22 protein-coding genes are annotated in these 26,217 nt (G+C 70.4%); 10 read left to right on the top strand and 12 right to left on the bottom strand.

The genetic code is table 11. The features are described 5' to 3' along the window. Positions 1-48: 48 nt before the first annotated feature. The 11 genes from ABZ070_RS20260 to ABZ070_RS20210 all read right to left on the bottom strand — a co-directional run bounded on the left by ABZ070_RS20260 (position 49) and on the right by ABZ070_RS20210 (position 12,932). Positions 49-978 carry an LD-carboxypeptidase gene (locus tag ABZ070_RS20260; protein ID WP_356635707.1) on the bottom strand — a complete coding sequence of 310 codons (930 nt, stop codon included), beginning with the start codon at positions 976-978 and terminating at the stop codon, positions 49-51. After that, positions 975-2,972 carry an LpqB family beta-propeller domain-containing protein gene (locus tag ABZ070_RS20255; RefSeq protein ID WP_356635705.1) on the bottom strand — a complete coding sequence of 666 codons (1,998 nt, stop codon included), beginning with the start codon at positions 2,970-2,972 and terminating at the stop codon, positions 975-977. The genes ABZ070_RS20260 and ABZ070_RS20255 overlap by 4 nt, the downstream gene beginning before the upstream one ends. 9 nt (positions 2,973-2,981) lie before the next feature. Next, entirely contained in the window at positions 2,982-4,328 is a 1,347-nt protein-coding gene (locus ABZ070_RS20250) for a M20/M25/M40 family metallo-hydrolase (RefSeq protein ID WP_356635703.1), read from the bottom strand. Continuing rightward, the gene (locus ABZ070_RS20245) at positions 4,321-5,157 is read right to left on the bottom strand and encodes a M55 family metallopeptidase (protein WP_356635701.1); all 837 of its coding nucleotides are present in this window, start codon (positions 5,155-5,157) and stop codon (positions 4,321-4,323) included. The genes ABZ070_RS20250 and ABZ070_RS20245 overlap by 8 nt, the downstream gene beginning before the upstream one ends. Positions 5,158-5,284: 127 nt before the next feature. Further along, positions 5,285-6,508 (bottom strand): ornithine--oxo-acid transaminase, encoded by a 1,224-nt coding sequence (gene rocD, locus ABZ070_RS20240; RefSeq protein ID WP_356635699.1) that lies wholly within the window; start codon positions 6,506-6,508, stop codon positions 5,285-5,287. Next, entirely contained in the window at positions 6,505-7,338 is an 834-nt protein-coding gene (gene ddaH / locus ABZ070_RS20235; RefSeq protein ID WP_356635697.1) for a dimethylargininase, read from the bottom strand. Before ddaH ends, rocD begins: the two co-directional genes overlap by 4 nt. Before the next feature lie 185 nt (positions 7,339-7,523). After that, positions 7,524-8,174: a maleylpyruvate isomerase N-terminal domain-containing protein gene (locus ABZ070_RS20230; RefSeq protein WP_356635695.1), complete on the bottom strand. Its 651-nt coding sequence runs from the start codon at positions 8,172-8,174 to the stop codon at positions 7,524-7,526. A gap of 66 nt (positions 8,175-8,240) precedes the next feature. Next, positions 8,241-8,741 carry an Lrp/AsnC family transcriptional regulator gene (locus tag ABZ070_RS20225; RefSeq protein ID WP_356635693.1) on the bottom strand — a complete coding sequence of 167 codons (501 nt, stop codon included), beginning with the start codon at positions 8,739-8,741 and terminating at the stop codon, positions 8,241-8,243. 118 nt (positions 8,742-8,859) lie between these two features. Beyond that, the gene (locus ABZ070_RS20220; protein ID WP_356635691.1) at positions 8,860-9,780 is read right to left on the bottom strand and encodes a hypothetical protein; all 921 of its coding nucleotides are present in this window, start codon (positions 9,778-9,780) and stop codon (positions 8,860-8,862) included. 77 nt (positions 9,781-9,857) lie between these two features. Beyond that, positions 9,858-12,275 (bottom strand): MFS transporter, encoded by a 2,418-nt coding sequence (locus tag ABZ070_RS20215; protein WP_356635711.1) that lies wholly within the window; start codon positions 12,273-12,275, stop codon positions 9,858-9,860. A gap of 213 nt (positions 12,276-12,488) precedes the next feature. Beyond that, entirely contained in the window at positions 12,489-12,932 is a 444-nt protein-coding gene (locus tag ABZ070_RS20210) for an SRPBCC family protein (protein WP_356635689.1), read from the bottom strand. 135 nt (positions 12,933-13,067) lie between these two features. On the opposite strand from ABZ070_RS20210, the gene ABZ070_RS20205 reads away from it, so the two are divergent. Further along, positions 13,068-14,102 carry an Rv2578c family radical SAM protein gene (locus tag ABZ070_RS20205; protein ID WP_356635687.1) on the top strand — a complete coding sequence of 345 codons (1,035 nt, stop codon included), beginning with the start codon at positions 13,068-13,070 and terminating at the stop codon, positions 14,100-14,102. 129 nt (positions 14,103-14,231) lie between these two features. On the opposite strand, the gene ABZ070_RS20200 is transcribed toward ABZ070_RS20205, so the two are convergent. After that, positions 14,232-14,801, bottom strand: a complete 570-nt coding sequence (locus ABZ070_RS20200) for an adenylosuccinate lyase (RefSeq protein WP_356635685.1) — start codon at positions 14,799-14,801, stop codon at positions 14,232-14,234. A 368-nt stretch (positions 14,802-15,169) separates the two neighbouring features. On the opposite strand from ABZ070_RS20200, the gene ABZ070_RS20195 reads away from it, so the two are divergent. The 9 genes from ABZ070_RS20195 (at position 15,170) to pssA (ending at position 26,130) form a co-directional block, all read left to right on the top strand. After that, positions 15,170-16,951 (top strand): 3-hydroxybutyryl-CoA dehydrogenase, encoded by a 1,782-nt coding sequence (locus ABZ070_RS20195; RefSeq protein ID WP_356635683.1) that lies wholly within the window; start codon positions 15,170-15,172, stop codon positions 16,949-16,951. Positions 16,952-17,048: 97 nt separating this feature from the next. Beyond that, complete coding sequence (locus tag ABZ070_RS20190) at positions 17,049-17,909, top strand: TetR family transcriptional regulator (RefSeq protein WP_356635680.1); 861 nt, start codon at positions 17,049-17,051, stop codon at positions 17,907-17,909. 489 nt (positions 17,910-18,398) lie between these two features. Then, the gene (gene ccrA, locus ABZ070_RS20185; protein ID WP_356635678.1) at positions 18,399-19,736 is read left to right on the top strand and encodes a crotonyl-CoA carboxylase/reductase; all 1,338 of its coding nucleotides are present in this window, start codon (positions 18,399-18,401) and stop codon (positions 19,734-19,736) included. Between the two features lie 9 nt (positions 19,737-19,745). Next, entirely contained in the window at positions 19,746-21,758 is a 2,013-nt protein-coding gene (locus ABZ070_RS20180; RefSeq protein ID WP_356635676.1) for a protein meaA, read from the top strand. After that, positions 21,755-22,729: a CoA ester lyase gene (locus ABZ070_RS20175; protein ID WP_356635674.1), complete on the top strand. Its 975-nt coding sequence runs from the start codon at positions 21,755-21,757 to the stop codon at positions 22,727-22,729. Before ABZ070_RS20180 ends, ABZ070_RS20175 begins: the two co-directional genes overlap by 4 nt. Positions 22,730-22,734: 5 nt before the next feature. Next, the gene (locus tag ABZ070_RS20170; RefSeq protein ID WP_142212904.1) at positions 22,735-23,247 is read left to right on the top strand and encodes a MaoC family dehydratase; all 513 of its coding nucleotides are present in this window, start codon (positions 22,735-22,737) and stop codon (positions 23,245-23,247) included. Positions 23,248-23,249: 2 nt separating this feature from the next. Further along, positions 23,250-24,455 carry an acyl-CoA dehydrogenase family protein gene (locus tag ABZ070_RS20165; protein WP_356635672.1) on the top strand — a complete coding sequence of 402 codons (1,206 nt, stop codon included), beginning with the start codon at positions 23,250-23,252 and terminating at the stop codon, positions 24,453-24,455. Positions 24,456-24,626: 171 nt separating this feature from the next. Continuing rightward, a complete protein-coding gene (locus tag ABZ070_RS20160; RefSeq protein ID WP_356635670.1) occupies positions 24,627-25,274 on the top strand; it encodes a phosphatidylserine decarboxylase in 648 nt (215 codons plus the stop codon). Continuing rightward, entirely contained in the window at positions 25,267-26,130 is an 864-nt protein-coding gene (gene pssA / locus ABZ070_RS20155; RefSeq protein ID WP_356635709.1) for a CDP-diacylglycerol--serine O-phosphatidyltransferase, read from the top strand. Before ABZ070_RS20160 ends, pssA begins: the two co-directional genes overlap by 8 nt. The last annotated feature ends 87 nt before the right edge of the window (positions 26,131-26,217 follow it).

The following is a 26,217-nucleotide window of genomic DNA, read 5'->3' as shown; positions in this document are numbered from 1 at the left end:
GGCCGGCCGGCGCGTCGCCGGAGCGGCGCGCCCGAGCGCCGGTCCGCGTCAGGCCAGTGCCGGGGTGGCGAGCTTCAGGGTTCGGGCGTCCGCGTCCAGGACGGCCGGCACGCCGAGCGGCATCGTCAGCGCCGTCTCCCCGTGCCCGAAGCCGAACTCCTCGACGACCGGCACACCGAGACCGCCCAGCCGGTCGAACAGCACCGCCCGCACCTGCTCGTACGGACCGCACTCCGCCCATGAGCCGAGCACCGCACCCGCGACACCGTCCAGCCATCCGGAGCGCAGCAGTTGGGTGAGGATCCGGTCCAGGCGGTAGTCCTCCTCCCCCACGTCCTCGATGAGCAGCAGCCCGCCCCGTCCGGACGGGCGGCCGTGCGGTGTTCCCAGGTCGGCGGCGAGGAGACTGAGGCAGCCGCCGAAGGTGACGCCGCTCGCCCGGCCGGGCACCATCGTGCGGGCGCTCGCCGGACCGGCCAGGGACATCACCGATTCCGGTTCGAAGAGCGTGGCCCGCAGCGACTGCTGTGTGCCGGCATCCTTCAGGAAGGTCAGGGCGCCGACCATCGGGCCGTGCAGCGTGGACAGGCCCATGCGTACGGCGAAGGCCTCGTGGAGCGCGGTGATGTCGCTGTAGCCGACGAAGACCTTGGGGCCGGCCGCCCGCATCGCAGCCCAGTCGGCCAGGTCGACCATGCGCTGGGCGCCGTATCCGCCGCGGGCGCAGATCACGGCGGACACCGACGGGTCGCACCAGGCCTGCGTCAGGTCGCGGGCGCGGGCCTCGTCCGCTCCTGCCAGGTAGCCCAGTTCCGGGTGCGTTTCGCGTACATGGGGCATGACGACGGGCTCGAGGTCCCAGCCGCGCAGAATGTCCAGTCCGGCGTCGAGGCGCTCGTCGGGGACGGGGCCGCTGGGCGCGACGACGGCGACCCGGTCCCCTGCCCTCAGCCGCGGCGGTCTGGTCAGTGGCTTCATTTCCTCAGCTCCAGCAGCGGGACGTCGGGGCGGTCGATACCGAAGGTCTGCGCGTAGAGGGACAGTTCGGCCTCCAGGGCGCGGATCATCGTGTCGGCCCTGCGGAATCCGTGGCCCTCGCCCTCGAAGGCGATGTAGGCGTGGGCGACCTGACGGCCCGCCATCTGCTCGAGGAACCGCTCGCACTGCACGGGAGGGCAGATCACGTCGTCCAGGCCCTGCAGCAGCAGGAAGGGGACGGTGATGCGGTCCACGTGGGTGATCGGCGAGCGGTCCCGGTAGCGCCCCGGCACGTCTTCGAGCGGGCCGACCAGCGACTCGAGGTACTGCGACTCGAAGTCGTGCGTCTCGCCCGTGGCCCAGGAGAGCAGATCGAGGATCGGATAGATGATCGTCCCGCAGGCGTACACGTCGGTGGTGGCGAGGGAGACGGCCGCGGTCCAGCCGCCGGCGCTGCCGCCGCGGATCGCGAGCCGGTCCGGGTCCGCCGTGCCCTCGTCGGCCAGCGCCAGGGCTACGGCCGCGCAGTCCTCGACGTCGACGACGCCCCACTGTTCGCGCAGCCGTTCGCGGTACTCGCGGCCGTAGCCGGTGGAGCCGCCGTAGTTGACCTCCGCGACGCCGATGCCGCGGGAGGTGAAGTACGCGATCTCCAGGTCGAGTACGAGCCCCGCCCGGCCGGTCGGACCGCCGTGTGCCCACACCACGTAGGGTGGCAGCTCGTCGTCGGGCGCCACCCGGTCGGGGCTGTGCGGCGGGTAGATGTGGGCGTGGATCTCGCGGTGGTCGGGGCCGGTGAAGGTCCGGATCTGCGGCTCCGGGTAGTACGCCGGGTCGACCGGGTCGTCGTGCGGACTGCCGATGACGCGGGTATGGCCGGTACGGGTGTCGAGCTCCACGATCTCGTAGGCGCTGCGCGGGCTGGCCGCGACACCGATCACCCGGTCGCCGTGCACGGCGAGCGTCGGCGTCCATTCGCTCCACGGCCCCGCGGCGTCGACGAGTTCGCCGGTCTCCGGGTCGAGTATGCCGAGCGCGGTGGCGCCCGTGCCGTGGATGGCGGCGATCAGTCCGCTCTCCAGCGGCCGGAACCACTGGGAGCCGACTTTCCACAGCGGGCCGCCGAACTCCTCGCCGCGGCCCGGGCACAGCAGGGTGCGCGCTTCACCGTCCAGTACGTCGGATGTGATGCGCTGCAGCTCCCACCAGCCGGTGCGGTCGGCGGTGAACAGCAGCGATCCGTCCGGGGCCCATTCGACCTGGGCGACCGACTCGTCGTTCCCCCCGGTCACCGGCCGGACGGCGGCGAACGGGCCGTGCTCCGTGACCTCGCCGAGCATCACGACCGTGGCGTCCCACGGCATCCGCGGATGGTCCCAGGCGATCCAGGCCGCCCTGGTCCCGTCGGGCGAGAGCCGCGGCCCGGTGACGAATCGGTGCCGGTCGTCGCTGAGCTCCCGTACCGCCGACCGGTCCTCGGCCGCCGAGCCGTCGAGGGGTACGGCGGCGATCACGCGCCGCACGTCGGTGGGCGCCGACCCGGTGAACTCCTCGAGGACGCACCAGACCTCGCCGCGCTCCGGCCGCAACTGGGGGTCGGCCCAGCGCAGTCCGCCACCGACCGTGGAAAGCGGGGTCAGGGGGCGGGGCCCGGCGCCCGGCACGTCGGGTTCGTAGGCGTACAGCCGCTGGTCGGCGAAGTGCACGAACACCACGAGCGGGCCCTGCCCTTCGCGGTGGGCGCCGGCCCACGGCATGCCGCCGTACTCCATGACCCGGCTGCGCACGTTCCACGGCGCGGGGAGGACCGATTCCTCTCCGCCGTCTGCCCGCAGCCGCACCAGGGCGCGTCTCCCGCCCTCCGCGGGGCGCGGGGCGGTCCACCACACCTCGTCGCCGACCACGCCGAGATACTCCGGGTGACCGTCGTGCGAGGCGGCGAGTGCGGCGTCGATCGGCGACGGCCACGTTCCGTAGGCGCCGGTGGGTACCATGCTCGCCCCCTAGGCGGACTGCAGATAGTGGTCGAGGACCCGGACACCGAAGTGGAGCGCGTCGACGGGGACACGTTCGTCGACTCCGTGGAAGAGGGCCTGGTAGTCGAAGCCGGGCGGCAGCTTCAGCGGCGAGAAGCCGTAGCCGGTGATGCCGAGGCGGGCGAACTGCTTCGCGTCGGTGCCCCCCGACATGCAGAACGGGACGACGTGCGCGTCGGGGTCGAACGCCTCGAGGGCGGCGCGCAGTTTGGCGAACGTCGGGGAGTCGACCGGCGCCTGGAGGGCGATCTCGTTGTGGTCGAACTCCCAGTGGACGTCCGGGCCGGTGAGCGCGTCCATCGTGGCGTGGAACTCGTCGTCGGTGCCGGGAAGGATCCGGCCGTCCACGAACGCGGTGGCGTTCCCCGGAATCACATTGACCTTGTAGCCGGCTTCCAGCACGGTCGGGTTGGAGCTGTTGCGTACCGTCGCCTCGACGAGCTTGGCGGCCGGGCCGAGCTTGTGGAGCAGCTCGTCGACGTCGAACCCGCGGGCCGCCAGGGTGTCCGCGGTCAGGTCGATGCCGTGCAGCGCGGCGAGCTCGAGCAGCGCCGCCTTGACGGTCGGGGTGAGCCGGACCGGCCACCGGTGCTCGCCGATCCGGGCGACCGCGGCGGCGAGCCTGGTCACCGCGTTCTCCCGGTTGACCTTGGAGCCGTGTCCGGCCCTGCCGTCCGCGGTGAGCTTCATCCATGCCGTGCCGCGCTCGCCGGCCGCGACCGGGTACAGGGCCAGGCCGGGTCCGGCGTGGAAGGTGTAGGCGCCGGATTCGCTGATGCCTTCGGTGCAGCCCTCGAAGAGTTCCGGGTGCTCGGCGGCGAGAAAGCCCGAGCCGTCCGCCGCGCTGGCCTCCTCGTCGGCGGTGTAGGCGATGACGATGTCCCGGCGGGGCCTGATGCCGTGCCGGGCCCACGCGCGGACGACCGACAGGATCATCGCGTCCATGTTCTTCATGTCGACCGCTCCGCGGCCCCAGACGACCCCGTCGCGGACCTCGCCGGAGAAGGGGTGCACGGTCCAGTCGTCGGGCTCCGCGGGGACGACGTCCAGGTGGCCGTGGACGAGCAGCGCGTCGGCTCCCGGATCCCAGCCCTCGTAGCGGGCCACCACGTTGGTGCGGCCGGGGGTGCGCTCCAGCATGACCGGTTCGAGTCCGGCGTTGACCAGCCGCTCCGCGACGTACTCCGCTGCGGGCCGCTCCCGGCAGTCGCCGCCGCCCCGGTTGGTGGTGTCGATGCGGATGAGTTCGGAGGTGAACGTCACCACCTCGTCGAGGGCACGGGCGTCGATGGGGGTCTCGGTCACGTCAGCCATACTGCTCCTCCACGGCGGCGGACACGATCGTCGTGACCGCCTTGAATGTGCGAATGCCCTCGTACATCGTCCCGCTGGTGTAGACGACCCGCCGCTCGCCCGGCGCTCTGGCCACTGAGGGGACGACGGTGGCGGCGGCGGCGAGATGCTCGGCGTCGAACTCGACCTCCACGGTGAAGGGACCGCCGTCGACGGGCTCGTGGCGTACGGCGAGGGCGGCGGCCTCCTTCGCCGCGGCCCGGATGTCGGCCGCGGTGCGGGCGGGGGTGCGGCAGACGGCCGCGTAACGGGACACGTGGTCCTTCACGGCGACCTTGAGCGCCCCGGGCGCGTAGCCGAGCGCGTCCTCGCAGGCCAGGTCGTCACCGGTGACGAGGACGACGGGGACCCCGTACTCGGCCACGACACGGGCGTTGAGCAGGCCCTCACTGGCGCGGACGCCGTTCAGCCAGACGCCCGTGATGGAGTTCGCGAGGTAGGTGTGGGCGAGGACGCCTTCCGTTCCGGCACCGGTGTGGTAGCCGACGAAGGCGATGCCGTCGACGTCGCCGTGCTGGACGCCTTCGACCATGGACAGCGACTTGTGACGGCCGGTGAGCATCTGGGCGCGTTCGTCGAGTTGGTCGAGGAGGAGGTTGCGCATGGTCCAGTGCGCCTCGTTGATCAGCACCTCGTCGGCGCCGCCGTCGAGGAACCCGAGGACGGCCGCGTTCACGTCCGAGGTGAACATGGACCGGCAGCGCTCCCACTGGGGTGTGCCGGGCAGCACGTCGGCGGGCCATGTCACCCCCGTGGCGCCCTCCATGTCGGCGCTGATGAGGATCTTCACAGCTCTCTCCGTTCCGCCTCGGCCACGCTGCCAGAAGTGCACCTTACGACAGCGTGGCCGTGGACCGGAGGGCCTGTTCACGCGCGCCCCGGACCCGTGGTGCGGGAGGGCCGGGGCAGGCGGGTGGTCAGCCCAGGACCTTCTCCAAGGAGGCGAGGGCCGACTCGAGTTCCTCGCGGGTGATGGTCAGCGGCGGGGCGATGCGGATCGTGGAGCCGTGGGTGTCCTTGACGAGGATGCCTTCGGCCATCAGCCGTTCGCTGATGGCCCGGCCGGTGCCGATGGCCGGGTCCACGTCGACCCCCGCCCACAGGCCCCGCGCGCGGAAGCCGACGACGCCCTTGCCCACGAGTGCCGCCAGGCCCTCGTGCAGCACCACGCCCAGCTCGGTGGCCCTGCGCTGGAACTCTCCGGTGGCCAGCAGGTCGACCACGGCCGAACCGACCGCCGCGGACAGCGGGTTGCCACCGAACGTGGAGCCGTGCTCGCCGGGGCGCAGCACTCCGAGAACGTCGCGCCTGGCGACGACCGCGGAGACGGGGACGATGCCGCCGCCGAGCGCCTTGCCGAGCAGCAGCATGTCCGGCCGGACGGACTCGTGGTCCACGGCGAGGGTGGTTCCGGTGCGGCCGAGACCGGACTGGATCTCGTCCGCGACGAACAGACAGCCGGCCCGGCGGGTCAGGTCGCGGACGCCGGCCAGGTAACCGTCGTCGGGGATGAGGACACCGGCCTCGCCCTGGATCGGCTCGATCAGCACGGCGGCCGTGGTCTCGTCGATGGCGTTCTCGAGCGCGGCCAGGTCGTTGTACGGGACGACACGGAAGCCGGGGGTGAACGGTCCGAAGCCGCCCCGCGCCGTCTCGTCGGTGGAGAAGCTGACGATGGTGGTGGTGCGGCCGTGGAAGTTGCCGTCGGCCACGATGATCGTCGCCCGGTCCGGGGCGACGCCCTTCACCTCGTACGCCCACTTGCGGGCGACCTTGACGGCGCTCTCGACCGCCTCGGCGCCGGTGTTCATCGGCAGGGTCATCTCGAGGCCGGTGAGTTCGGCGAGGCCCTCGGCGAAGCCGGCGAGCTTGTCGTTGTGGAAGGCGCGTGAGGTGAGGGTCAGCTCGTCGAGCTGCCGGTGGGCCGCGGCGATGAGGCCCGGGTGGCGGTGACCGAAGTTGAGCGCCGAGTAGCCGGCCAGCATGTCGAGATAGCGGCGGCCCTCCACGTCCTCGACCCATACGCCTTCCGCGCGGGCGACGACGACGGGCAGCGGGTGGTAGTTGTGCGCGAGCGCCGTGTCCTCGGCGCGGATCAGCTCCTCGGAGGAGCGCTGGGTGCGTACGGGGGTGAGGGTCATGCGCGGATCTCCTGAGTGCAGCACTTGATGCCGCCGCCGGACTTGTGGAACTCGGACATGTCGACGGGGACGGGTTCGTAGCCGTGCGCGGCGAGCTGTTCGACGAGGGCCTCGGCCTGCGGGGCGACGACGACATGCCGGCCGTCGGACACGGAGTTGAGACCGAAGGCCATGGCGTCGTCGCGGGTGGCGACGACGGCATCCGGGAAGAGCCGCCGCAGCACCGCGGCGCTGCCCGGTGAGAAGGCCTCCGGGTAGTAGGCGATGTTCGCCTCCTGCCCGTCCTCGTGCCCGTCGTCGAGGACGAACAGAGCCGTGTCGAGGTGGTAGAAGTACGGGTCGACCAGCTGGAGGCCGATCACCGGTACGCCGAAGAACTCCTGCACCTCGCGGTGTGCCTCCACGGAGGTGCGGAAGCCGGTGCCCGCGAGCACGTAGCCGCCGACGGGCACCAGGTCGCCCTCTCCCTCGACCACGGACTCGGGCCGGTGGACGTCGAACCCGGCGACCTTGAACCAGGCCGCGTACGCCTCTTCCTCAGGCCGGCGCTGCGGTGCGTGGAAGCGGGAGCCGAAGACCTTGCCGTCGAGAACGAGGGCCGAGTTGGCGGCGAACACCATGTCGGGCAGTTCGGCATGCGGCTCGACGGTCTCGACCTTGTGGTCGAGGGCGCGATAGGTGTCGGCGAGTACGGTCCACTGGGACCGGGCGAGATCGAGATCGACCTCTGTGTTCTCGCTCATCCACGGATTGATGGCGTACTTCACGTCGAAGTAACGGGGTTCGCAGACCAGGTAACGCCTGGTGCGAGGCACGCGGCTGGGTGGCACCCGGGATCCTCCCGCTTCCTGAGATGGCCGGTGACGACCGGTGACGACCGGTGACGCCTCCACGGTAGGAATCGGGAGGTTCGGGCGACAAGGAACAAGTGCTGCGTGTATACGCAGGAATGCTGCGTCGTAGAGCCGTTCGGCGGCGTTTTGCGTCGCCCGCCGGCTCACACCACCCTTTCGGGCTACTCGACTGGCGCGCCGTACCAGCGCCAGGTGGCCGGGCGGGTGCGTTCCGGCAGGTCGGAGCGTCCGGTGCACCACAGCAGGGCGGGCCAGGGAGCGGTGTTCGAGGGCGCGCCCGGGAACAGCCGGGAGAGCACCCGCGCGCAGATGCCGGCGGGCGGCTCCCAGACCAGGCCGAGCCCTTCCGCGATGTCGTGCGTGTGCATCAGGGTTTCCACGATGCCCATCGCGGCGAAGCCCTCCGGGTCCGAGGCCCCGAAGACATGGTGGGAGCGCACATGCGGGCCTGTCGTGCGGACCACGGCGACGAGCAGCGCGCCGCTCGCCTCCAGCACCTGGAGCAGCCCGTCGGGTCCGGCGGCACGGTTCGCGTGGACGGAGTTGGCGGGCCCGCCCGGCCGACGGCTCTCGTAGTGGAACGGCACCTCGCGGTCCTGCGGCGGGGTACGGGGGCCGAGCTGGACGGCGTACGCGAAGAGATCGTCAGCGAGATGCTCGACCGTCTCCCAGCACGTCCACTCCAGCGAACCTGCCGTGCCGTCCCAGGAAGCCGGAGGGACCGCGCGGAGGGCGGCCACGGCGAGCTGGACGGCGCGGTCGAGGTCGTCGGCGGTGACGGGGCGGCGGTCTGCTGCGGCTGTTGGCGACATGCCGGGAACGCTAACGCGGGGCGCCACGTCGGTACCGGGCGGGCCACCCGGCCGGATCGGGGGCCGTCACATGTCGGCGTCACCCGCGGTGGCGGCGCGCCCGGCGCCGGCCTCCGGGCTGCCCGTCAGCAGGTGCGACAGAACCATGTAGCTGATCGTCTTACGGATGAACGGCTCGGACCTGATGCGTTCCAGCACTTCCTCGAAGTGCTCGACGTCCGTCGCCCGTACGTGCAGCAGTGCGTCCGCGCCGCCGGTCACCGTCATCGCGGCCGTGATCTCCGGATGGTTGCGCACGACCTCGGCGAGCCGCCGGGGCGGGGCGGCGCTGTCGCAGTACACCTCCACGTACGCCTCGGTCCGCCAGCCCAGCGCCGCCGGGCGCACGGTGGTGGTGAAGCCGGTGATGATGTCGTTCTCACGCATCCGGTCGACGCGGCGTTTGACGGCCGTGGACGAGAGTCCGATCGCGGCGCCGATCTCCGTGAAACTCGTCCGCGCGTTCGCGACGAGGGCGGCGACGATCTTGCGGTCCAGCTCGTCGAACGGCACGGATTTGTTGGTCATTTCGGTGATCCTTCGGACGGCCCTGTCGCGCGCGGACCCTACCGGAAGACGGCCATGGCCTGCACTCCGGCCCCGCAGGTGTACCTCGCCGGCGGCGTGGGGCGAGGGGCGGATCCGGTCAGTCGCCCGTGAGGCGGACGGTGCGGAGGATCTTCCTGACGGTCGCGTCCGCCACCTCCTCCTGCACGCCCTTCGCCCCCACGAACGTCCAGGAGAGGATGTCGCCGTCGGGGCCCTTGAAGGCGAAGGTGGTCGCCTTGCCGTCGGTGTCGCACCTGCCCTTGGGCTCGACGCCCTTGGAGAAGGCGCTCGCCACGCTGCCCTCGATGCCCGACGCGGTGGTGTACGCCTCGGCGGCGACCTTGTGCACCTTGGCCTTGTCCGGCTGGGTGTAGCCGCCGTACACCCACAGGGCGGCGTTGTCGCGGGCGGCTTCCTCCGGCGTCCTCGCGCCGCGTTCGGTGCGGGATCCGGCGGCGCCGAGCTGGGACTCCTCAAACGAGCCGTCGAGGTTCTCGTCGGACACGCACCACTTCTCCTTGAGCATCGCCGGGGCGGAGAAGCCGACGAGGGGTGTTTCCTCGGGGTCGCTCTCCTCCGCGACGTAGCTCGCCCAGGAGACCGGCTTGAGGGCCCACTCGGACGGTACGTCGAAGACGATGCCGGTCTTCGGGTTCTTGACGGTCCGCCAGCCCGGCACGGTCGGCTGCTCGCCGGCGTCCGCGCGGGCGTCGTCGGTGGCGGGGCCGGTCGGGGACGTTGTGGGCGCGGGCGGCTGCGCGTTGTCGTCGCCGTCACCGCCGAGGACCACGAACCCGGTGACGGCGGCGGCCGCGACGACCGCCGCGGCGACGACCACGGCGACGACGGTGGTCGTGCTGCGGCGCTCACGCACCACGGCGGGCGTGCCCGCGGGCTGTGTGGGCATGTTCCACGGCCGGCCCGCGCCGGCAGGCGGCCCGTAGGGACCGGGCCGGGCGTGCTGCGACGACTGCGGGTACTGCCCGCCTTCCGGGCTCTGCTGCTGTCCTGGCCACATGGGCAGCAACCCTACGACCTCCCCCATCGCGGCTCGGGCGAGGGGGAGTTCACGCTCCGCCGCCTGCCCTCCCGGCGTCAGTCGGCGTGCCCGAGCTGGAGGTCGCGCTCCGTCCGACCGCCGCCGGCGACCTGGAGCACGGTCGCGACCGGCGGGTAGCCGGACGCGATGACCGTGTACTCGCCGGAGGAGAGGTCCACGAAGCGGAACGTTCCGTCCGGCCCGGTGGTGAGGGTGTCGACGACATTGCCCGCCGCGTCCAGCAGCGTGACGCGTGCGTCGTCGACCGGCCGCCCGTCGCCGGCCCGCACGGTGCCGCGCAGCACGGCTCCGCCGGCCAGCTCGATGTCCTGCCGGGTCTCGCGGGACGGCTGGACGCTCACGGGATGGGCGGCGGGCCGGAAGGCAGGAGCACTCGCGGCGAGGGTGTACTCCCCCGCGACGAGGTCCGGGATCACATAGCCGCCTTCCCGCCCGCTGCGGGTGGTGGCCACGACCTCGCCGCGTACGTCGGTGAGGGTGACGGCGGCGTCCCGTACCGGGCTGCCGTCCGCCGTGACGACCACGCCGGCCAACCGTCCCGCCCCGCCGAGGACGACGTCCATCTCGACGGGACGCTCGCCGACGGTGACGGTGACGGCCTGCGGCTGGTGCCCGCCGGCGGCCGCGATCATCACGTACGACCCCGGACCTGGAACGCTCAGCGCGTAGCGGCCGTCCTCGCCGCTCGCGCCGCGGCCGATCTGGGTGCCCTGCACGTCGATGAGGGTGAGGGCGGCGCGCGGGACGCTGCTGCCGTCGTGGTGCTGGACGGTGCCGCAGACGGGCACCCCCGCGAGATACGGCACGGTGGGCTGGGAGACGGCGTGCGCGGGGGCGGACGCGGTGCGGGCGTGCGGAACGGCTGTGGACTCGGCGGACGCGTTGTGGGACACCAGCGGTTTCTCCTTGAGGAAGAAGGCGATGAGCAGGCCGAGCACCAGCACCGGCACGAGGTACAGGAAGATCCGCGGCATCGCGTCGGCGTAGGCCTGGACGTACCCGTCGCGCACGGCGGGCGGCATGGCGTGCACCAGCTGCGGAGTGATGGAGGCGGGGTCGGGCAGGCCGGTGCCGGACGGGAGACGGTCGGCCAGCGCGTCGGTGAGCCGGTCGGCGAAGAGCGTGCCGAAGACGGCGGCGCCGACGCTGCCGCCGATCTGCCGGAAGTAGTTGTTGGCGCTGGTGGCGGTGCCGAGATCGGCGGGCGGCACGGCGTTCTGCACGGCGAGGATCAGCACCGGCATCACCAGCCCGATACCCACGCCGAGCACGGCCTGCCAGATGCTGTACTCCAGGCGCGGGGTGTCCACTTCGAGCCGGGACAACAGCCACATGCCGACGACGGAGATCGCGCTGCCGAGCACCGGGTACACCTTGTAGCGGCCGGTGCGGCTGATGAGCTGGCCGGAGACGATCGAGGCGGTGACGATGCCGCCCATCATCGGGAGCATCAGCAGGCCGGACTCCGTGGCGCTGGCCCCGTCGACCATCTGGAGGAAGGTGGGCAGGTAGCTCGCGGCGCCGAAGAGGGCGACGCCGACGACCGCGCCGACGAGAGAGGTGATGTTGAAGACGGAGTCGCGGAACAGGCGCAGCGGAATGACCGGTTCGGGTGCGAAGCGCTCCACGACCAGGAAGAGCACGGTACTGGCCGCCGCTCCCGCGCCCAGGCCGATGATCACGCGCGAGTCCCACTCGTACTCCGTGCCGCCCCAACTGGTCAGCAGGACCAGGCAGGTGGAGCCGGCGGCGAGGAACAGCGAACCGAGGACGTCGAACCGCCCTGGCACTCGGGGCTTCGGGAGCTTCAGCACGACGCTGACCACAAGCAGGGTGACCAGACCGAAGGGGACGTTGAAGTAGAAGCACCAGCGCCAGGAGGCGTGGTCGGTGAAGAAGCCGCCGAGCAGGGGGCCCGCGACGGAGGCGAGACCGAAGGCGGCGCCGATGAGGCCCATGAACCGGCCGCGTTCCCGGGGCGGGACGATGTCGGCGATGATCGCCTGCACGCCGATCATGAGCCCGCCGGCGCCGACGCCCTGGACGGCGCGGAACGCGATGAGTTCGTTCATGGTGCGTGACCAGCCGGCGAGGGCCGAGCCGACGACGAAGACGACGATGGCGAACTGGAAGACGCCCTTGCGGCCGTAGAGATCGCCGAGCTTGCCGTAGACGGGCAGGCCGATGGTGGCGGTCAGCAGATAGGCGGTGATCGCCCAGGGCATCCGGTCCAGGCCCTGGAGCTCTCCGACGATCTTCGGCAGTGCGGTGGCGACGATCATCTGCTCGAGCGCGGCGAGCAGCAGCGCGAGCATCAGCCCCATGAAGACGAGCCGTACGCGGCGCGGGCTGAGCGGGGCGGGGGTCGCCTCGACGGCGGGCGGAGGCGGGTCCGCGGGACCGGCGGTGACCGGTGCCGCCTGATCGTCCTTCACCAAGGCGATGCCGCCCACGTGTCTGCTCCCCTCGTCGCGCTGCGCGGCGCCATTCTTCGCATTGCGCATGAAGAGGGAGCAAGTCGGGCGGCTGCCCGGGCGGACTTCCGGTGCGGCCCCAACAGGCCGCGCAGAGGGCGCACTTGGGGCGCTCATCAGGGGCTTTCCCGCAACGCGGCGCGCGCCGGGCGCGCCGCGCGGCCACGGAAAAGACCACTCGAACCGGTGAGGTTACTTCTCCACGTGAGCAGCCAGGTTGGCGAGCACCGCATCGTAGATCCGGCCGAGACCCTTGGGGGCGAAGGTCTTCTCGAAGAAGCCACCGATGCCGCCCGCACCGTTCCAGACGGTGGTCACGACGACCTTGCACGTGCCCTCGCCGGCCGGGGTGACGGTCCAGGTGGTGACCATCGAGGAGTTGCGGTCCTTCTCCACCAGCCGGCCGTCGGTCGGCTCCGTGACCTCGAGCAGACAGTCGCGGACCCGCTTGCTGGTGGCCTGGAGCTTCCAGTGGACGACAGTGCCCTCGCCGTCGCCGCCCTCGCGGACCTCGTACTCGCTGAAGTGCTCGGGCAGGAGCTTCGCGCGGGTGCCCTCGTAGTCGGCCACGGCGTCGAACACCGTTTCCGCGTTCGCCGCGACGATTCGCTCCGTAGTGGCTTCGACCTGCGCCATTCCTGTTCCTCCAGCACTCGCTCCGACGGGAATGGGCCCAGCCAACCACCTCAGACGCGGCCCCCAAAATCGGGGTTGCAACGATCAAGGGAACACATGTTCTATTCTGGTGCCACGGCAGCGAGGAGGCACCCCATGCGCTGGGACAATCTGGTCGACAGCCCCGCCACAAGCGGGGCGACCGCCCTGTTCGGCACCTCGGCGGTCACTACGCGGACGTTCGACACACCCGAGTTCAGGGGCATCACCTTCCACGAGGTCCGCGCCCGCTCGATCCTGAACCGGGTGCCGGGCGCGTCACGGATGCCGTTCGAATGGACGGTCAATCCGTACCGGGGCTGTACGCACGCCTGCGTCTACTGCTTCGCCCGCAAGACCCACAGCTATCTGGACCTCGACACCGGCCTCGGCTTCGACTCCCAGATCGTCGTCAAGGTCAACGCTTCCGAGCTGCTGCGCCGGCAGCTGGCCTCCCGGCAGTGGCAGGGCGCGCATGTCGCCATGGGCACGAACGTCGACTGCTACCAGCGGGCGGAAGGCCGGTACCGGCTGATGCCGGGCATCATCTCGGCCCTGCGGGACCATGCCAATCCGTTCTCGATCCTGACCAAGGGCACGCTGATCCTGCGCGACCTGGATCTGCTGCGGCAGGCCGCCGACGTCACCGAGGTCGGCATATCGGTCTCCGTCGGCTTCACCGACCGCGAGCTGTGGCGCACGGTCGAACCGGGCACCCCCTCCCCCGAGCGACGCCTGGACGTGGTCCGCACCCTCACCGAACACGGCATCGGCTGCGGCGTCCTGATGGCCCCCGTGATCCCCTTCCTCGGCGACAGCCCGGACCAGCTGCGCGCGACCGTCCGCGCCATCGCCGCGGCGGGCGCCACCTCGGTCACCCCGCTCGTCCTGCATCTGCGGCCCGGCGCCCGCGAGTGGTTCATGGCGTGGCTGCGTGAACACCACCCGTACCTGGTCGCGCGGTACGAGCGGCTGTACGCCGAGGGCGCGTACGCCCCCAAGTGGTACCAGCGCAGGATCACCCGCCATGTGCACGAACTGGCCACGGAGTTCGGCATCGGCCCCTCCGACCGCGGCGACCACCGGCGCCCGCCCACCGCTCCCGCGCCCGCCCCCGCGCCGCCGGAGCCGACCCAATTGACCTTGCTCTGAGCCGTGCACGGTTCGCGCCGCGCCTCTGGTCGCCGGCCGCGCTCCGCCGGACCTCCGGTCACGCGCCGCCGCCGGGCCACGACGGCGGATCACCAAAATCCGCGGGACCGCAGGCGGCGGGCCGGGGGCTCAGCACTCCAGTCGGGCCAGGGCCGCCGCGGACGCCGCTGTCAGGCGGGGGTGCGGGATGGACGCGCGCAGGACGTCGGCCGCGCGTCGGTCACCCAGTGCTCCGAGGCCCTCCACGCAGGCCAGGGCCACGCGCCAGTGGGGGTCGCCGGGGGTGAGGCGGCGGCGGAGGACGGCGATCAGGGCGGGGGCGGACTCCGGGGCGCGCAGGCGGGTCAGGAGGCGGACCGGGGTCAGGGCGTAGGCGACGCGGAGTTCGTTGGTGGCGAGGGCCGCGGCCGCGCGGGGGGTGCGGGGGTCGGCGAGCAGGAGCAGGGCGTGCGCGGCGGAGACGCAGCGCTCCGGGTCGCGGTGGTTGAGGAGCAGGACCAGGGACTCGAAGGCGCGGCGGTCGCCGGCGCAGCCGAGGCGGAAGGCGGCGATCTCGCGGGCCCACAGCGGGCGTTGGCTTTCGCTGAGGACCGCGGCGAGTTCGTCGTGGTCGGCGGTGACCAGCAGGCGCTCGTACGCCGGGCCACCGCCCGATTCGTCCCGCAGCCGGCTCGCGAGCGACCGTAACTCCTCGTCCATACCGGCAGGGTATCGGCGGATACCGTCCTGCGGCGCCGGTCGGGCGATCCAGATCACATCGCTCCAGGGCTGGCGCGCTCGTTACCCGCGAGTTAACCTCAAGTGAGCGGGTTACCCCCGCGACTCCCGGTGGCCTGGTGACGCAGCCGCCGAGAGGTTGTCGGTTCGGCCTTCGACGCCTTCGAGGTTCTCGGGGCGCGAAGCACGAAGTACGACGTGGCCCGGGACCGGCCCGTCGGCCCAGCACCACGACACGCGCTTCCCGCGCGCCGCACGCCTTCAGGGCGTCCGGCCCGCGCGCATTCGGCGTTCCCTCCGTTCCGCCCCGCGCGCTCCTCATCAGTCGTCACTCACCCTGGAGTCCCCTGATGGACACCCCTCTCCACACCATTGCCGTCGTCGGCCTCGGCACCATGGGCACCGGCATCGCCGAGGTCCTCGCCCGCGCAGGCCGTGAGGTCATCGGCATCGACGTCAGCGACGCCGCGGCCCGCACCTCTGTCGTCGCCCTCGAGGCCTCCACCGCCCGCGCCGTGCAGCGCGAGCGGATCACCGAGGAGGAGCGCCGCAACATCCTCGCCCGCTTCCGCACCTTCTCGGACCTCCAGGCGGCCGCGGAGGCCGACCTCGTCATCGAGGTCGTGCCCGAGTCGTACGAGGCGAAGCAGCAGGTCTTCCGCGCTCTCGACGCCATCGTCCGTCCGGAGGCGATCATCGCCACCGGCACCAACGCCCTCTCCGTGACGCGGCTCGCCGCCGACTCGGAGCACCCGGAGCGCGTGCTCGGTCTGCATTTCTTCAACCCGGCCCCGGCGATGAAGCTCGTCGAGGTCGTCTCCTGCGTGCTGACCGCCCCGGCGGCCGTCCAGGCCGTCACCGCGCTCGCCCTCGAACTCGGCAAGGAGCCCGTCGCGGTCGGCGACCGGCCCGGATTCGTCGCGGACGGGCTGCTGTTCGGCTACCTCAACCAGGCCGCGGCGATGTACGAGTCGCGCTACGCCTCCCGCGAGGACATCGACGCCGCGATGAAACTCGGCTGCGGTCTGCCGATGGGACCGCTCGCACTGCTCGACCTGATCGGCATCGACACCGCCCGTACCGTGCTCGACGCGATGTACGCGGAGTCGCACGACCGGCTGCACGCACCGGCGCCCATCCTCAAGCAGCTCAGCGAGGCCGGCCTCACCGGCCGCAAGGCGGGCCGCGGCTTCTACACCTACGCCGCCGCCGGTACCGCGGAGGTGGTGCCGGACGCCCTCACGCCGCGGGCGTCCGCAGAGGCGGGCACGGGCCGCGAGGTCCGCTCGGTCGGCGTGGCCGGCTCGGGCACCATGGCGAGCGGCATCGCCGAGGTCTTCGCCAAGGCCGGTTACGACGTGGTGCTCGCCGCCCGCAGCCCGGAGAAGGCGGAGGTGGCCAAGGCCCGGATCGGCAAGTCGCTGGCCCGGTCGGTCTCCAAGGGCCGTATGACGGAGGAGGCCCGCGAGGCGACGCTGGCCAGGATCGCACCTGCCGGATCGCTGGACGCCTTCGCCGACGTCGACCTGGCGGTCGAGGCGGTGGCTGAGGACCTGGAGATCAAGCAGCAGCTGTTCGCCACCCTGGACAAGATCTGCAAGCAGGGCGCGGTGCTCGCCACCACGACGTCCTCGCTGCCCGTCGTCGCCTGCGCCCGCGCCACCTCGCGCCCGCAGGACGTGATCGGGATGCACTTCTTCAACCCGGCGCCGGCGATGAAGCTGGTCGAGGTCGTCCGCACGGTCCTCACCGCCGACGACGTGCACGCCACGGTCCGCGAGGTCACCGCCAAGATCAAGAAGCACCCGGTGGACTGCGGCGACCGCGCCGGCTTCATCGTGAACGCGCTGCTGTTCCCCTACCTCAACAACGCGATCAAGATGGTCGAGGAGCACTACGCGACGCTCGACGACATCGACGCCGCGATGAAGCTGGGCGGCGGCTACCCGATGGGGCCGTTCGAACTTCTCGACGTCGTCGGCCTCGACGTCTCCCTCGCGATCGAGAAGGTCCTGCACAGCGAGTTCCGCGACCCGGGTCTCGCGCCGGCTCCGCTGCTGGAGCACCTGGTGGCCGCGGGATGCCTCGGCCGCAAGACGGGTCGCGGCTTCCGCGAATATGCCCGGCGCTGAAGTCGACGCCGGCTGGGGCGGGCTGCTCGGTCCGGGCGGCCCGCCCCCCGCGTCCGGCGACCCGAGCCCCGACCCGCGGGCGCATTCAGCTGCTCGAATGCAGTACGTTCAGATCATGCCCCAGCCCGCTGACCCCTCCCGCCGCCCCGGCCGCTCCGGCGCCACGACCGACGCTCCGGAGAGCGCCGCGGGCTCCCGCGCCGCCGCGCAACGCCTGAAGATGCGTCGTGAACTCGCGGCGGCGGCCATGGAGTTGTTCGCGACCAAGGGCTACGAGGCGACGACCGTCGACGAGATCGCGGCCGCGGCGGGCGTGGCGCGGCGAACCTTCTTCCGGCACTTCCGCTCCAAGGAAGAGGCGATCTTCCCGGACCACGACGACACCCTGGTGCGCGCGGAGGCGGTGCTCAACGCCGCTCCCGCCCACGAGCACCCTCTGGACACGGTGTGCCGTGGCATCAAGGAGGTCATGCGGATGTACGCCTCCTCCCCCGCGGTCGCCGTCGAGCGCTACCGGCTGACCCGCGAGGTGCCCACGCTGCGGGAGCGCGAGATCGCGTCGGTGGCCCGCTACGAGCGGCTGTTCACGCGCTATCTGCTGGGCCATTTCGACGAGCGTGACCACCACGACGGCAACGACGACCCGCTCCTGGCGGAGGTGGCGGCCTCCGCGGTCGTCACCGCGCACAACCACGTGCTGCGCCGCTGGCTCCGGGCCGGCGGGCAGGGCGACGTGGAGGCCCAGCTGGACCACGCGTTCGCCATCGTGCGCGACACCTTCGGCACGGGCATAGGAGCGGGTCGCAAGCACGCGGCCGTCATGGCCGATGCCGCGGGGCACGAGGAGCCCGCCGCGACGGCCCGCGCACACGGCGAGGTGCTGGTGGCCGTGGCCCGTACGGACGCTCCGCTGAGCGAGGTCATGCGCACCATCGAGCAGGCGCTCAAGGACAGCTGAGCCCGTTCGTCAGATTCACCCGTACGGCGGTACCCGAGTCCACGAGAACCACCTCACGCACCCCTCCCACAAGGACACGTACGGTAACGGCCGCCCCGCTCGGGGCGGCCGTTTGTGCTGCTCGGGCCCGCTATTCGATCGATCATCGCTCAGATGTGTCGGGCGGATTGCATCTGAGAGAAATTTTTGGCACGCAGTGTCTTGTCACCTGGCACGGGGTGCCATACGTTGATGTTGTCCGGGCGGCCGGCGTGCAGAGACCATTCGTACGCCGGCTGTCCCCGCAACGATCGCGTTGTGCGCCCGGACGCCTGCGTCACAGGCACCTTCAGCGCCACACCAGCGCCGCCAGCAGCACCACCCGCCGAACCGACGGCACACCTCCACAGCAGCAGCACCACCCGCCGTATCCCTCGGCGTCCTGACGGACGCCTCCTCGTCGCTCGGTCCCGCCGAGCCGGGGACATCGCATTCGCCGGAGGCATCACCGTGAAGGAAATCCTGGACGCGATCCAGTCGACGGAGTCCACGTCCGCCGACTTCGCCGCTCTGAAGCTCCCCGAGTCCTACCGCGCGATCACCGTGCACAAGGACGAGGCGGAGATATTCGCCGGCATCGAGAGCCGCGACAAGGACCCGCGCAAGTCGATCCACCTCGACGACGTGCCCGTCCCCGAACTGGGGCCCGGTGAGGCCCTCGTCGCCGTCATGGCGAGCTCGGTCAACTACAACTCCGTGTGGACCTCGATCTTCGAGCCCGTGTCGACCTTCGGCTTCCTGGAGCGCTACGGACGGCTGTCCGAGCTCACCAAGCGCCACGACCTGCCGTACCACGTCATCGGCTCCGACCTCGCGGGCGTCGTCCTGCGCACCGGCCCGGGCGTCAACGCCTGGAACCCGGGCGACGAGGTCGTCGCCCACTGCCTGTCGGTCGAGCTGGAGTCCTCCGACGGCCACAACGACACGATGCTCGACCCCGAGCAGCGCATCTGGGGCTTCGAGACCAACTTCGGCGGCCTGGCGGAGATCGCCCTGGTCAAGTCGAACCAGCTGATGCCGAAGCCCAAGCACCTCAGCTGGGAGGAGGCGGCGGCCCCGGGCCTCGTCAACTCCACCGCCTACCGGCAGCTCGTGTCCCGCAACGGCGCCGGCATGAAGCAGGGCGACAACGTGCTGATCTGGGGCGCCAGCGGCGGACTCGGCTCCTACGCCACGCAGTTCGCGCTCGCCGGCGGCGCCAACCCGATCTGTGTCGTCTCCAGCGACCAGAAGGCCGACATCTGCCGCTCGATGGGCGCCGAGGCGATCATCGACCGCAACGCCGAGGGCTACAAGTTCTGGAAGGACGAGCGCACCCAGGACCCGAAGGAGTGGAAGCGCTTCGGCAAGCGCATCCGCGAGTTCACCGGCGGCGAGGACATCGACATCGTCTTCGAGCACCCCGGCCGCGAGACCTTCGGCGCGAGCGTCTACGTCACCCGCAAGGGCGGCACCATCACCACCTGCGCCTCCACCTCGGGCTACATGCACGAGTACGACAACCGCTACCTGTGGATGTCGCTCAAGCGCATCATCGGCTCGCACTTCGCCAACTACCGCGAGGCGTGGGAGGCCAACCGCCTCATCGCCAAGGGCAAGATCCACCCGACGCTCTCGAAGGTCTACTCCCTCGAGGACACCGGCCAGGCCGCGTACGACGTGCACCGCAACCTCCACCAGGGCAAGGTCGGCGTCCTCGCGCTGGCACCTCAGGAGGGTCTGGGTGTGCGCGACCCAGAGATGCGCGAGAAGCACCTCGACGCGATCAACCGCTTCAGGAATGTCTGAGGCCGGTAAATGACAGAGCGTAAGAAGGACCGGCCCTGGCTCATGCGGACGTACGCCGGCCACTCCACGGCCGAGGCGTCCAACGAGCTGTACCGGCGCAACCTCGCCAAGGGGCAGACGGGACTGTCGGTCGCCTTCGACCTGCCGACACAGACCGGTTACGACCCCGACCACGTCCTCGCCCGCGGCGAGGTCGGCCGGGTCGGCGTGCCGGTCTCCCATCTGGGCGACATGCGCCGGCTGTTCCAGGAGATCCCCCTGGAGCAGATGAACACCTCGATGACCATCAACGCCACCGCCATGTGGCTGCTGGCGCTGTACCAGGTGGTCGCGGAGGAGCAGGGTGCGGACATCACCAGGCTCCAGGGCACGACGCAGAACGACATCGTCAAGGAGTACCTGTCGCGCGGGACGCACGTCTTCCCGCCCGGTCCTTCTCTGCGCCTGACCACCGACATGATCACGTACACGGTGGCCAACATCCCCAAGTGGAACCCGATCAACATCTGCAGTTACCACCTGCAGGAGGCGGGGGCCACGCCGGTCCAGGAGATCGCGTACGCGATGTCCACCGCGATCGCCGTGCTCGACGCGGTCCGCGACTCGGGCCAGGTGCCGGCCGAGAAGTTCGGCGACGTGGTCGCCCGTATCTCGTTCTTCGTGAACGCGGGCGTCCGCTTCGTCGAGGAGATGTGCAAGATGCGCGCCTTCGGCCGCATCTGGGACAAGGTCACCCGCGAGCGGTACGGCATCGAGAACGAGAAGCAGCGCCGTTTCCGCTACGGCGTCCAGGTCAACTCCCTGGGCCTGACGGAGGCTCAGCCGGAGAACAACGTCCAGCGCATCGTCCTCGAGATGCTGGCCGTGACGCTGTCCAAGGACGCCCGCGCACGTGCCGTGCAGCTGCCCGCCTGGAACGAGGCGCTGGGTCTGCCCCGGCCGTGGGACCAGCAGTGGTCGCTGCGCATCCAGCAGGTGCTGGCGCACGAGAGCGACCTGCTCGAGTACGAGGACATCTTCGCGGGCTCGCACGTCATCGAGGCGAAGGTCGACTCGCTCGTCACGGAGTGCCTGGCCGAGATCGACCGGATCCAGGAGATGGGCGGCGCGATGGCGGCCGTCGAGTCCGGCTACCTCAAGTCGCAGCTGGTCTCCTCGCACGCCGAGCGGCGGGCGCGGATCGAGGCGGGCGACGAGAAGATCGTCGGCGTCAACATCTACGAGACCACCGAGGAGAACCCGCTCACCGCGGACCTCGACACGGCGATCATGACGGTCGACCCGGCCAACGAGGCCCGTGTCGTGGCGAAGCTGCACGAGTGGCGTGCGGACCGTGACGAGACCCGTGCCGCAGAAGCCCTCGCAGCCCTGAAGAAGGCCGCGGCGGGCACCGAGAACCTGATGGCGACCACCGTCGAGTGCGCGCGTGCGGGCGTCACGACCGGCGAGTGGGCCTGGGCGCTGCGTGACGTCTTCGGCGAGTTCCGTGCGCCGACGGGCGTCAGCAGCGCCCCGGTGGCCGTCACCGCCGAGGCAGGCACGCCGCTCGCCGTCGTGCGCGAGAAGGTGTCGCGCACCGCGGACGAGCTCGGCTCCGGCCGGCTGCGGCTGCTGGTCGGCAAGCCGGGCCTCGACGGACACTCCAACGGCGCCGAGCAGATCGCCGTGCGGGCCCGCGACGCCGGGTTCGAGGTGGTCTACCAGGGCATCCGGCTCACCCCGGAGCAGATCGTCTCCGCCGCCCTCGCGGAGGACGTCCACTGCGTGGGCCTGTCGATCCTGTCCGGCTCGCACGCCGAGCTGGTGCCGGACGTCCTGGCGCGGCTGCGCGAGGCCGGCGCGACCGACATACCGGTGATCGTCGGCGGGATCATCCCGAACGCCGACGCGGCCGAACTGAAGGCGGCGGGAGTGGCCGCCGTATTCACCCCGAAGGACTTCGGTATCACGGAGATCATCGGCCGTATCGTCGACGAGATCCGTACAGCGAACAAGCTCGACCCTCTGGAGGTCCCCGCATGACCACGCCTGTGCACCCTGTGAACCGGCTTCGTCCCCGCCGCTCGTGTCTCGCGGTGCCGGGAAGCAACCCCCGCTTCCTGGAGAAGGCCCAGGGTCTGCCGGCCGACCAGGTCTTCCTGGACCTGGAGGACGCCTGCGCGCCGCTGGCCAAGCCGGAGGCCCGGCACACCATCGTGAAGTTCCTCAACGAAGGTGACTGGACGGGCAAGACGCGGGTCGTGCGCGTCAACGACTGGACCACCGAGTGGACCTACCGCGACGTCGTGACCGTCGTCGAGGGCGCCGGCCAGAACCTCGACTGCATCATGCTGCCGAAGGTGCAGACCGCCGAGCAGGTCGTCGCACTGGACCTGCTGCTCACCCAGATCGAGAAGACGATGGGCTTCGAGCTGGGCAAGATCGGCATCGAGGCGCAGATCGAGAACGCGCAGGGTCTCAACAACGTGAACGCCATCGCGCAGGCCTCGCCGCGCGTGGAGACCATCATCTTCGGCCCGGCCGACTTCATGGCCTCCATCAACATGAAGTCGCTGGTCGTCGGCGAGCAGCCGCCCGGCTACCCGGCCGACGCCTACCACTACATCCTGATGAAGATCCTGATGGCCGCCCGCGCCAACAATCTCCAGGCGATCGACGGTCCCTACCTCCAGATCCGCAACATCGACGGCTACCGCGAGGTCGCCGGGCGCGCCGCGGCCCTCGGCTTCGACGGCAAGTGGGTGCTCCACCCCGGCCAGGTCGAGGCGTCCAACGAGATCTTCTCGCCCTCCCAGGAGGACTACGACCACGCCGAGCTGATCCTGGACGCGTACGACTACTACACGTCGGAGGCGGGCGGCAAGAAGGGCTCGGCGATGCTCGGCGACGAGATGATCGACGAGGCCAGCCGCAAGATGGCGCTGGTCATCTCCGGCAAGGGCCGCGCGGCCGGCATGCAGCGCACCTCCAAGTTCGAGCTCCCGGAGGCCTGATCACCATGCAGTTCGGACGCACCTACGAGGAGTTCGAGGTCGGGGCCGTCTACAAGCACTGGCCCGGGAAGACGGTCACCGAGTACGACGACCACCTCTTCTGTCTCCTGACGATGAACCACCACCCCCTCCACATGGATACCAACTATGCGGAGAAGACGACGGATTTCGGCAAGAACGTCGTCGTCGGCAACTACATCTACTCGCTGCTGCTCGGCATGTCCGTGCCGGACGTCTCGGGCAAGGCGATCGCCAACCTGGAGATCGAGTCCCTGCGGCACGTGGCGCCGACGTTCCACGGCGACACCATCTACGGCGAGACGACCGTCCTCGACAAGACCCCGTCGAGGTCCAAGTCGGACCGCGGGATCGTCTACGTCGAGACCAAGGGCTACAAGCAGGACGGCACGCTCGTCTGCGTCTTCCGGCGCAAGGTGATGGTCCCGACCGAGACGTACATCAAGGAGCGCGGCGGCGAGCAGCCCGGCCGCCCGGAGCTGAAGGCGCAGGAGAAGTAGTCATGGCGCGACTCGCCCAGACCCACGGTCTGACCGATGTTCAGCAGGAGATCCTGGCCACGGTGCGGGACTTCGTGGACAAGGAGATCATCCCTGTCGCCACACAGCTGGAGCACAAGGACGAGTACCCGACGCAGATCGTCGAGGGCCTCAAGGAGCTCGGGCTGTTCGGGCTGATGATCCCGGAGGAGTACGGCGGCCTGGGTGAGTCCCTTCTCACGTACGCACTGTGCGTCGAGGAGATCGCCCGTGGCTGGATGTCCGTCTCGGGCATCATCAACACGCACTTCATCGTGGCGTACATGCTCAAGCAGCACGGCACGCAGGAGCAGAAGGACACCTTCCTGCCGCGGATGGCGCTCGGCGAGGTGCGTGGCGCGTTCTCGATGTCGGAGCCGGGTCTCGGTTCGGACGTGTCGGCCATCACGTCCAAGGGCGTGAAGGACGGCGACGAGTACGTCCTGAACGGCCAGAAGATGTGGCTGACGAACGGCGGAACGTCCACTCTGGTCGCCGTTCTGTGCCGGAGTGACGAAGGACACCCCGAGGGCACGGCCCCGCACAAGTCGATGACGACCTTCCTGGTCGAGAAGGAGCCCGGCTTCGGAGAGGTCCGTCCCGGTCTCACCATCCCCGGGAAGATCGACAAGATGGGTTACAAGGGCGTCGACACGACCGAACTCATCATGGACGGACTGCGCATTCCGGCCAATCGGGTACTCGGCGGGACCACCGGCCGAGGGTTTTACCAAATGATGGACGGCGTCGAGGTCGGCCGCGTGAACGTCGCGGCCCGTGGTTGCGGCGTCGCGCAGCGTGCCTTCGAACTGGGCGTGTCATATGCCCAGCAGCGTCACACTTTCGGCAAGCCGATCGCCCAGCACCAGGCCATTTCCTTCAAGCTGGCCGAGATGGCCACCAAGGTCGAGGCCGCGCATGCGATGATGGTGAACGCAGCTCGCAAAAAGGACTCCGGGGAACGAAACGACCTGGAGGCAGGGATGGCGAAGTACCTCGCCTCCGAGTACTGCAAGGAAGTCGTCGAGGACGCCTTCCGTATCCACGGCGGCTACGGCTTCTCCAAGGAGTACGAGATCGAGCGCCTCTACCGTGAGGCTCCGATGCTGCTGATCGGTGAGGGTACCGCCGAGATCCAGAAAATGATCATCGGTCGTCGGCTCCTCGAGGAGTACCGGTCCCAAGGCTGATTGTCGCTTTTGAGTCGGTTGAGGCCGGAAGATGATCACACCCTGTCATCATCTTCCGGCCTCCGACTCGGCTGCCGGCTTTCCCAGTTGCGGGTCGTAACCGATACGATCGCTTGAAAAGCCGCCGTCCCCCTGTTGCCAGCGCGGCATCATCCGCTACGAAGGTCATCCATGCCCCACAGCCAAACCTCTGCACCTCGCGGCCGCGTCAGCATCGCGCGCGGAGCATCGCCGTGGCTTCTGCCGACCGTCGCCACCGCCGCACTCAGCCTGGTCCGTGCCCGCCGCTCGCGGCGAGCCGCGGCCATCGCCGTGCCCACCACCGCGCTCGCGGCGGGCATGCTGTGGTTCTTCCGCGACCCCGAGCGCGAGATCGCTCAGGGCCGGGTCATCTCGCCCGCCGACGGTGTGGTGCAGAGCATCATGCCGTGGAAGGACGGACGCACCCGCGTCGCGATCTTCATGAGCCCGCTCAACGTCCACGTCAACCGCGCGCCGCTGGCCGGCACGGTGACGTCCGTCGAGCACATCCCCGGCGGGTTCGTCCCGGCGTTCAACAAGGAGAGCGAGAACAACGAGCGCGTTGTCTGGCACTTCGACACCGAGCTCGGTGACATCGAGATGGTGCAGATCGCGGGGGCCGTGGCCCGCCGCATCGTGCCGTACATCCCGCAGGGGACGAAGGTCGAGCAGGGTGAGCGCATCGGTCTGATCCGCTTCGGGTCGCGCGTTGACATCTACCTTCCGGAAGGTGTCGACGTCGCCGTCGAGGTCGGTCAGACCACGACCGCGGGGGTGACTCGCATTGACCGTGATTGATCCCGACACCCGGGCAGCCGACTGGGCCGCCGACGCGGAGGCGGCCGAAGAGGCCGAGGAGATGCCGCTGTCGTTGAGGCTGTCCATAGCGGACGCCCTCACGCTCGGTAACGCCACGTGCGGATTCATGGCGGTGTATTTCACCACCACGGGAATCCTCATCCCGCACCTGACGGGCAGCACCGAGACCGGCATGGCGCGCAACAGCGCCGCCACCGCCGTGATCCTGATGCTGTGCGCGGCGATCTTCGACCTCTTCGACGGCATCGTGGCGCGCAAGCTGCGCTCGTCCCCGATGGGCGCGGAGCTGGACAACCTCTCGGACCTGATCAGCTTCGGTCTGGCCCCGGCCTACTTCGTGCTCGTGTACGGAATGGTCGCGGGCGACGCGTTCCAGCAGAGGGTCTCGGCCGTGGCCGCGATCGTGGTGCTGCTGGCGGTGGTGCTGAGGCTTGCGAGATTCTCGTGCGTGACGATGAAGGACGGCATGTTCCAGGGCATGCCGAGCCCCTTCGGTGCGCTCACGGTCGTGTCGATCGTGCTGCTCGAGCTGCCGTTCATCCCGACGCTGCTGGCGATCATCGGCACGGCGTGGCTGATGGTGAGCCGGGTCGAGTACCCGAAGCCGCGGGGCGTCCTCGCGGTGGCGATGCTCGGCTGGATCGTGTCGGCGATGGGCATGCTGGCGGCATGGGCGTTCGACGCGCCCGGCGGCCAGGTGCTGCTGCAGATGGGCTGCGCGCTCCAGATCGTGATGGCGGCGACGATCCCCCTCTTCGCCACCGCCCGTCGCGTGAACACGTTCCGCGACAACCGCCGCGAAAGCCGCGAGGCGCGGGCGGCGCAGATGCCGTAGCGCGCCGCCGGCGCAGGTCGGCTGCCTGCTCGCGGTGGCCTTCGGCATCCCGATGTACATGATGGCCAACACCGGGGCCCCGGCTCT

Source organism: Streptomyces sp. NPDC006283 (assembly GCF_040613325.1).
Lineage (GTDB): Bacteria > Actinomycetota > Actinomycetes > Streptomycetales > Streptomycetaceae > Streptomyces.
Note: the sequence above shows the minus strand (reverse complement) of the source record. Positions and strands in the feature narration are given on the sequence as shown.

What these genes read in the sequence shown, in the direction of transcription:
- ABZ070_RS20260 (WP_356635707.1), bottom strand. Translation starts at nt 978, where the DNA reads ATGAAGCCACTGACCAGACCGCCGCGGCTGAGGGCAGGGGACCGGGTC.
- ABZ070_RS20255 (WP_356635705.1), bottom strand. Translation starts at nt 2,972, where the DNA reads ATGGTACCCACCGGCGCCTACGGAACGTGGCCGTCGCCGATCGACGCC.
- ABZ070_RS20250 (WP_356635703.1), bottom strand. Translation starts at nt 4,328, where the DNA reads ATGGCTGACGTGACCGAGACCCCCATCGACGCCCGTGCCCTCGACGAG.
- rocD (WP_356635699.1), bottom strand. Translation starts at nt 6,508, where the DNA reads ATGACCCTCACCCCCGTACGCACCCAGCGCTCCTCCGAGGAGCTGATC.
- ABZ070_RS20230 (WP_356635695.1), bottom strand. Translation starts at nt 8,174, where the DNA reads ATGTCGCCAACAGCCGCAGCAGACCGCCGCCCCGTCACCGCCGACGAC.
- ABZ070_RS20225 (WP_356635693.1), bottom strand. Translation starts at nt 8,741, where the DNA reads ATGACCAACAAATCCGTGCCGTTCGACGAGCTGGACCGCAAGATCGTC.
- ABZ070_RS20220 (WP_356635691.1), bottom strand. Translation starts at nt 9,780, where the DNA reads ATGTGGCCAGGACAGCAGCAGAGCCCGGAAGGCGGGCAGTACCCGCAG.
- ABZ070_RS20210 (WP_356635689.1), bottom strand. Translation starts at nt 12,932, where the DNA reads ATGGCGCAGGTCGAAGCCACTACGGAGCGAATCGTCGCGGCGAACGCG.
- ABZ070_RS20205 (WP_356635687.1), top strand. Translation starts at nt 13,068, where the DNA reads ATGCGCTGGGACAATCTGGTCGACAGCCCCGCCACAAGCGGGGCGACC.
- ABZ070_RS20200 (WP_356635685.1), bottom strand. Translation starts at nt 14,801, where the DNA reads ATGGACGAGGAGTTACGGTCGCTCGCGAGCCGGCTGCGGGACGAATCG.
- ABZ070_RS20195 (WP_356635683.1), top strand. Translation starts at nt 15,170, where the DNA reads ATGGACACCCCTCTCCACACCATTGCCGTCGTCGGCCTCGGCACCATG.
- ABZ070_RS20190 (WP_356635680.1), top strand. Translation starts at nt 17,049, where the DNA reads ATGCAGTACGTTCAGATCATGCCCCAGCCCGCTGACCCCTCCCGCCGC.
- ABZ070_RS20180 (WP_356635676.1), top strand. Translation starts at nt 19,746, where the DNA reads ATGACAGAGCGTAAGAAGGACCGGCCCTGGCTCATGCGGACGTACGCC.
- ABZ070_RS20175 (WP_356635674.1), top strand. Translation starts at nt 21,755, where the DNA reads ATGACCACGCCTGTGCACCCTGTGAACCGGCTTCGTCCCCGCCGCTCG.
- ABZ070_RS20170 (WP_142212904.1), top strand. Translation starts at nt 22,735, where the DNA reads ATGCAGTTCGGACGCACCTACGAGGAGTTCGAGGTCGGGGCCGTCTAC.
- ABZ070_RS20165 (WP_356635672.1), top strand. Translation starts at nt 23,250, where the DNA reads ATGGCGCGACTCGCCCAGACCCACGGTCTGACCGATGTTCAGCAGGAG.
- ABZ070_RS20160 (WP_356635670.1), top strand. Translation starts at nt 24,627, where the DNA reads ATGCCCCACAGCCAAACCTCTGCACCTCGCGGCCGCGTCAGCATCGCG.